The organism is Geminicoccus flavidas, assembly GCF_009806515.1.
Taxonomy (GTDB): domain Bacteria; phylum Pseudomonadota; class Alphaproteobacteria; order Geminicoccales; family Geminicoccaceae; genus Geminicoccus; species Geminicoccus flavidus.
In genome coordinates this window covers 1-6334 of record NZ_WUJP01001062.1, presented here as the reverse complement: position 1 = coordinate 6334, position 6334 = coordinate 1, and the positions used below count along the sequence as shown (strand labels likewise).

Below are 6334 nucleotides of genomic sequence, written 5' to 3'. Positions count from 1 at the left end.
GCACCATCCGCTCGGCAGTCCGGCCAGCATGGGCCGGGGCTTCTTTCCCTTCTGGGTCGGCCTCGGCCTGGCCTTTCTGGGGGCGGTCATGCTGCTCCGGCCGGCGAAGGACGAGGATCCCGACGATGTCGTCTTCTCGGTAGCACCACAGCCGTTCGTTCTGGTCATCGGCTCGGTGATCGCGTTCGGCATCCTCCTGCCGCTCGCCGGCCTCTACATTGCCGCGATCGCGTCGGTGCTGATCGCCTCGCGCGCTGACCCGGCCTTCCGGTTCAGAGCAGCGCTGCTGTTGGCGCTCGGCCTCGCGGTCGCCGCCCATCTTGCCTTCATCACAGGGCTAGGCCTGCCGGTTCCGGTATGGCCGCCTGTGCTTGTACGCTGAGGCTGCCCCATGGAACTGCTCGATCATCTGGCGATGGGCTTCCACGCCGCGCTCAGCCTGCAGAACCTAATGTATGCCACGATCGGCGTGGTGCTCGGGACGGCGATCGGCGTCTTGCCCGGACTCGGACCGGTGCCGACCATCGCCATGCTCCTGCCGCTCACCTACGCGCTGCCGCCAGAGAGCGCGGTGATCATGTTGGCCGGCATCTTCTATGGATCACAGTACGGTGGCTCGACGACGTCGATCCTGGTCAACATTCCCGGCGAGTCCTCTTCCGTGGTCACCTGCCTGGACGGCCACCAGATGGCGCGCAAGGGCAGGGCGGGCAGCGCCTTGGCAACCGCCGCAATCGGCTCGTTCTTCGCCGGCAGCGTCGCCACCATCCTGGTGGCGGCATTTGCACCGACCCTCTCGCGCCTGGCCTTCCAATTCGGCCCGGCCGAGTATTTCTCGTTGATGCTGCTCGGACTGATCGGGGCCGTGGCGCTGGCCCATGGCTCGATCCTGCGCGCGGTCGGCATGATCCTAGTCGGGGTGCTGCTGAGCCTGGTGGGCACCGACATCACCTCGGGCGGCCAGCGCTTCACCGCCGGCCTCTCGCAACTGTTCGACGGCATCGAGTTCGTCGCGCTTGCCATGGGCCTGTTCGGCCTGGCCGAGGTTATCTGCAATGCCGGCAACTCGCTGCACCGGGAACTCGTCACCCGCAAAGTGAGTGGTCTCTGGCCGTCTCGCGAAGACTTTCGCCGGATGACACCCGCGATCTTTCGAGGCACGGCCCTGGGCTCCGTGCTGGGCCTGTTGCCAGGCGGTGGTGCTACCCTGTCCTCGTTTGCCGCCTACGCCCTCGAGAAGAAGGTCTCGAACCGGCCGACGGCCTTCGGCACTGGCGTCGTCGAAGGGGTGGCGGCGCCGGAATCGGCTAACAATGCGGCCGCCCAGACTTCGTTCATCCCGATGCTGACCCTGGGCTTGCCCAGCAATGCCGTGATGGCGCTGATGATTGGGGCCTTGATGCTGCACAACATCCAGCCGGGCCCGCAGGTCATCTCCACCAATCCAACCTTGTTCTGGGGTCTGGTGGCCTCGATGTGGATCGGCAACATCATCCTGGTCATCCTGAACCTGCCGATGATCTTCATCTGGGTGAAGATCTTGAGCGTGCCGTATCGCTATCTCTACCCGTCGATCATCGTGATTTCCTGCATCGGAGTGTTTAGCGTCACCAACGACGCGTTCGGTGTGTTCCTGATGGCCGCGTTCGGCGCGTTCGGGTACCTGCTGGTGCGGCTCGGCTGCGAGATCGCCCCGATGCTCTTGGGCTTCGTGCTCGGCCAATCCCTGGAGGCCTATTTCCGGCGGGCCATGCTGATCAGCGACGGCAGTTTCACGGTCTTCTTCTCACGGCCTCTCTCAGCGGCTCTGCTGCTCATGGCCGCCATCGTCGTCGTGATGTTCATGGTGCCGGCCTTCAGCCGGAAGCGGGAAGAGGTCTTCCAAGAGGCAGAATGATTGCAGCCTCTTACGCGCAGCGGAGCCGGCGGGCCAAGTTACTGTATCGTTTGAGCCACCAGGAGACCGAACAAGCGCCACAGATTGGTCCTAGAGCCTAAACCTTAGGCGCTGGGCTAGACCAAGCCAGCTGTGGATAGGCACGATGCTGCGATGGACGACTTGCGCCGGCAGATCACGAGGCCACCTGGCACGGCCCGCAGTTGGTCGTGCTCGACCGCTGGCAGCGCAGCACCAGGGTCTGTCCGACTGTGGCATGGTCGGAGAACGACTGGCGCTCGGGATCGCGAGCAGCGGACGTGCACCACCCGCGGCATCCGGGATGACCGCGACGTCGCGGCTGCCCGGGTGACCCGGCAGTACGTCGTCGACACGGTAGGGGTACGTGGCCCCAACCGCCGCCGGACGAAGCACCCGACGGCAACGCACGTTGAGCGGTAGGCTCTGCCCAGGACCCAACGGTCCTGGTGCAACCGGCCGCGGTAAAGCGTGAACCCGCGCACTCGGGTAAGGCCGTGCGAACTGCAAGCGATCGCGATCTCCTTGGGAGGCTCGCGCACTCCAGCCAACCAGCAACAGCGAGGAGTCGGTCGGATGACCCGCCCGAGCGGCGGCCGGTGGTGGCTGCTAACCGTGAGGTTCGCGCAGCGGACCGAATAGGCCCCAGCCAACCAGCCTGTTGGGCAGGTGGCCGATCGCAGCCTTGCGCGGGTGCGTGGGATGCAGGCAGACCTGGACCGCGATGGTACGGCGCTGGTCGAATCGCAGTCTTACACGGTACGTGGGACGCAGGTTCTCCATCTCGCACCAGCTCATGACCGTCCGGACCGCATCTCTGTCGGTGTCCCCAACCAAGAGAGAAGCAACACACGGACCTCAGCAAGCTTAGACTGTTCGATGCGGCCAGCTATATCGGGACGCCAAGAGACATTCGTCACTTCCTTAAGGAGGTCAGGGCAACGAACGAAATGACGAGCTCCGTGACGCCTTGGTGGTCGTGTCCCGGCCCGGCGACGGATGCGGCGGCGGGCCGGCGGGGCCGGTAGTACGGGTCAGGTATCAGGCGGCCCAAGCGGCTCTAGATGGGTATCTTTTAGCGCCGTCAGATCAGCACACGCTCGACCTCGTCCAGAGTTACCTCGTCCGAACGTCGGTCATAGAGCTGGGTGGTGCGCGTGCTAGCGTGGTTGGGCCATCGCCGCCGCCTTCTCCAGGGTCCCGCCGTTCTTCAAGTAGGCGGTGATCCCGGTGGCCCGGAACGAGTGGTTCCCGATCGGCGTGGCAATCCCGGCGGCCGCTGCCCGGCGGCGCACGACGGCACAGGCATTGGCCTGAGCAGCGGCGTATGGGTGAGCTTTCCGGTGCCCCGGCCGATCGTGCGGAACCGTGGCCTCTTAGGATCGTCGGTCAGGCCACAGCCATCAAGATAGGCGTGCAGCCAGGCGTCCAGGTTGTGGCGGCAGGCAGCATCCTCAAGCAGATGCTCAGCAGCGGAGCTCGGACGGCTGCATCAACGACAGCAGCTTCCAGATGCGCGCGAGGCGTCGCTGAGACAAAGCGGTGAGGCCTGGCGCCAGATCTGCACAGGCAAGACCTCAACGCCTACTCGGTTGAGCATGAACCGCGTGGGCGTCGAGCCTGCAGCGTCGCCTGGAGGACTTACTCCCGTGCCTCCTGCCAGTGGGGATAAGTGACATAGGCGGTGACCGCGCCTTGCTCGTGCGAGCGGATCGTCACCTTCTGGCCTTTGGGCATATGGACGATGTCGCCCGGCCCTGCGGTGACGCTGTCTGAGTTTGTGGACACCGACAGCCGCCCCTCGAGGACGACCATCACATCATCGACGGCCATCGTCTCCTCGAGTGTCTGGTTCGGTCCATAGCGGCCGTAGCCGATGGTGATCGGTGAGGCATGGCGCTGGTCGACCAGATTGCCCACAAACACGTCCCCGTCCTGTCCCGGGGAACGCTCCAGCACTGCGTCGGTGATGGTGAACTTGCGAACCTTCACGGGAATTGCTCCTTCTAGCTGGCGTGGTTGAGTCACCTTTGCCGGTCAGTCCGGAAGAGGAATGTGCTCATCCCGGTCATCGACCGGAAGATCAAAGCGCCCCTTGCCCCAGTTCTGCGCGCGCCATTCGGCTTTGGCCTCTTCGATGCGCTGCTGCGAAGACGCGACGAAATTCCACCAGATGTAGCGGGGACCCGGTAGGGTCGCGCCGCCGAGAATCATCAGGCGCGCGCCTCTGTCACCAGCCGCGACAGTGATCCTGTCGCCAGGGCGGAAGACCATCATCCGGCCTGCCTCGAAATCCTGGCCGGCGATCGAGATCGAACCTTCGACGATGTAGATGCCTCGGTCTTCGTGATCGTGCGGCATCGGCAGTCGGCTTCCTGCTTCGAGCGCCACATCGGCGTAGAACGTCTCCGAGAACATCGTCGCAGGGGCCTTTTCGCCGTAGGCGTCCCCGAGGATGAGCCGGACCGAGACGCCGCGATCCTCGATAACCGGCAGCGCCTCCTTGCCATGATGCTCGAACATCGGTGCCATATCCTCGTGACGCTCGGGCAGCGCCAGCCAGGTCTGAATGCCGAACAGGCTGTTCGGGCCGCTTCGGGCGGCCGCTGATGTGCGCTCGGAATGGGAGACACCGCGCCCGGCGACCATCCAGTTCAGTTCGCCCGGACGGATCATCTGATCGGCTCCGGTGCTGTCCCGGCGATGGAAGTCGCCGCGATAGAGATAGGTGACGGTGCCGAGACCGATATGCGGATGCGGCCGAACGTCGACGCCCTGTCCCGTCAGGAACTCCGCCGGCCCAGCCTGATCGAAGAAGATGAACGGTCCGACCATCTGCCGTTTCGGCGCCGGCAGGGCGCGCCGAACCTCAAAGCCGCCGAGATCGCGAGCGCGTGGAACGATGAGAGTCTCGATCGCGTCGAGGCCGACCTCATCGGGACAACCCGGTTCGATTGCCGGATTCCAACTCATGCGCCTCATCCTCTCTTGAGTTTCCGGAAAGCCTTGTCCTTGCCGATTCGAATGCCTGATTTCGATTAATCCGGACCGCGCGAGCGGGAAGAGCGCTTTCGGTCCGACGAATGCCTAAACTGGCCAGCGACCGTCTGCCCAACTAGCCCTGTGATACGTCAAGCTGTGTCGCAGTAGGTGGAACGTGCGGGCAATGTCGTCGAGCTCAGCGGCTCGCTGTAGAGCGACCGCCAAACGCAACTCTTTAATATGGCTCCGACCGGTTCGTGTTTTGACGGTCGAGACCCCAAATGTCCGAATTTTGTGCGAAGTACTGGATCAACATTTCGATGAGGATCCGGACTTTCCGTGCAGGGTGCTGACCCGGCGGTCGCACGACATAGGCACCAGCCGAAGGTGGGGGATAGCGTGTCATCACCGGAACGAGCGCGCCGGAGACCACATATTCGTGTGTGATGCAATCGGGGAGCCAAGCGATGCCGAGGCCTGCAGCCGCGGCAGCGGCAAGCGCCAACGCGTTGTCGGCCTTGAACCTGCCCTGCGGCTGAACCGTGACGACCTTGTCGCCATCCATGAACTGCCAGGCTTCCGTTCCTTGCATGAGAGCCTGATGGCTGGCGAGTTGCTCTACCGTCTCCGGTGAACCGTGCGCTTTGATATAGTCCGGGCTTGCGACAAGCCTTCCATAGATCGGCCCGACGCGCTTCGCGATCAGGTTGGAGTCCTGAAGATAACCAACCCGGATCGCGCAATCGAAACCTTCGGCGATCAGATCGACGAAGCGATCGCTGTAGGAGGTATGGATGTGGAGCTGCGGGTGGTGTTGCGCCATTTTTGCAAGCACGGGGGCGAAGTGGGTCGGGCCGAAAGAAAGCGGCATCGCAACCCTAAGGCGGCCGCGCAGCTCACCGGTGGGGAGGATCGTTTCCCTGGCCGCATCGATCTCGGCGCTGGCTCTGGCCGCATGGTCTCTGAACGTGATTCCCGCCTCTGTGAGCGCGCCGCCGCGGGTCGTTCGTACAAGAAGCTGGACGCCAAGTTCCGCTTCAACCCGAAAGAGCCGCCGACTGACGATGGACTTGGAGACGCCGAGCCGGCGCGCGGCGGCCGATATGCCCCCGGCATCGGCCACTGCGACGAATGTTTGTAGATCTTCGATGTTCAATTCGGCGTTCCCCGTTCGGCGACACAGATTACCACTAAATGGTGCTACCGCATCACGCACGGGTACGACAATGCTTCTCCCAGGCAACGCCGCCTCTGGCGCATGTCTCCCGGAAGAACCAATGCCGTCCCGACGGTAGCGAAGGATGCAACAGTGTTTCGTAACGGCCTTGCTTCGCTTCTTCGTCCCGAAGACTCAGTGCTCGTTCTGATCGACCACCAGCCTTTCCAGCTGACGAACCTGAACAGTCACGACCCGCACATGGTGGTGAACAATGCGAC

At 63.6% G+C, this 6334-nt stretch carries 5 protein-coding genes and 1 pseudogene; 2 read left to right on the top strand and 4 right to left on the bottom strand.

The annotated features are described in order from the left end of the window. A partial coding sequence (locus EQG76_RS30405) for a tripartite tricarboxylate transporter TctB family protein (protein ID WP_159718974.1) occupies window positions 1–382 on the top strand: 382 nt, incomplete at its 5' end. A 9-nt stretch (window positions 383–391) separates the two neighbouring features. After that, a complete protein-coding gene (locus tag EQG76_RS30400) occupies window positions 392–1897 on the top strand; it encodes a tripartite tricarboxylate transporter permease (RefSeq protein ID WP_159718973.1) in 1506 nt (501 codons plus the stop codon). A 1102-nt stretch (window positions 1898–2999) separates the two neighbouring features. Here the strand turns inward: EQG76_RS30400 and EQG76_RS33840 are convergent. The 4 genes and pseudogenes from EQG76_RS33840 to EQG76_RS30380 form a co-directional block, all read right to left on the bottom strand. After that, window positions 3000–3359 (bottom strand): annotated as a pseudogene (locus EQG76_RS33840) (tyrosine-type recombinase/integrase); the annotation flags it as partial. Window positions 3360–3556: 197 nt separating this feature from the next. After that, the gene (locus tag EQG76_RS30390; RefSeq protein ID WP_159718972.1) at window positions 3557–3907 is read right to left on the bottom strand and encodes a cupin domain-containing protein; all 351 of its coding nucleotides are present in this window, start codon (window positions 3905–3907) and stop codon (window positions 3557–3559) included. Between the two features lie 45 nt (window positions 3908–3952). Continuing rightward, window positions 3953–4888, bottom strand: coding sequence for a pirin family protein (locus EQG76_RS30385; protein WP_159718971.1), 936 nt, complete (start codon window positions 4886–4888; stop codon window positions 3953–3955). A 244-nt stretch (window positions 4889–5132) separates the two neighbouring features. Next, window positions 5133–6053, bottom strand: a complete 921-nt coding sequence (locus tag EQG76_RS30380; RefSeq protein ID WP_159718970.1) for a LysR family transcriptional regulator — start codon at window positions 6051–6053, stop codon at window positions 5133–5135. Window positions 6054–6334 lie beyond the last annotated feature (281 nt).

Bases quoted from the DNA above. Each gene is read 5' to 3' on its own strand.
- EQG76_RS30400 (WP_159718973.1), top strand. From the start codon at position 392: ATGGAACTGCTCGATCATCTGGCGATGGGCTTCCACGCCGCGCTCAGC.
- EQG76_RS30385 (WP_159718971.1), bottom strand. From the start codon at position 4,888: ATGAGTTGGAATCCGGCAATCGAACCGGGTTGTCCCGATGAGGTCGGC.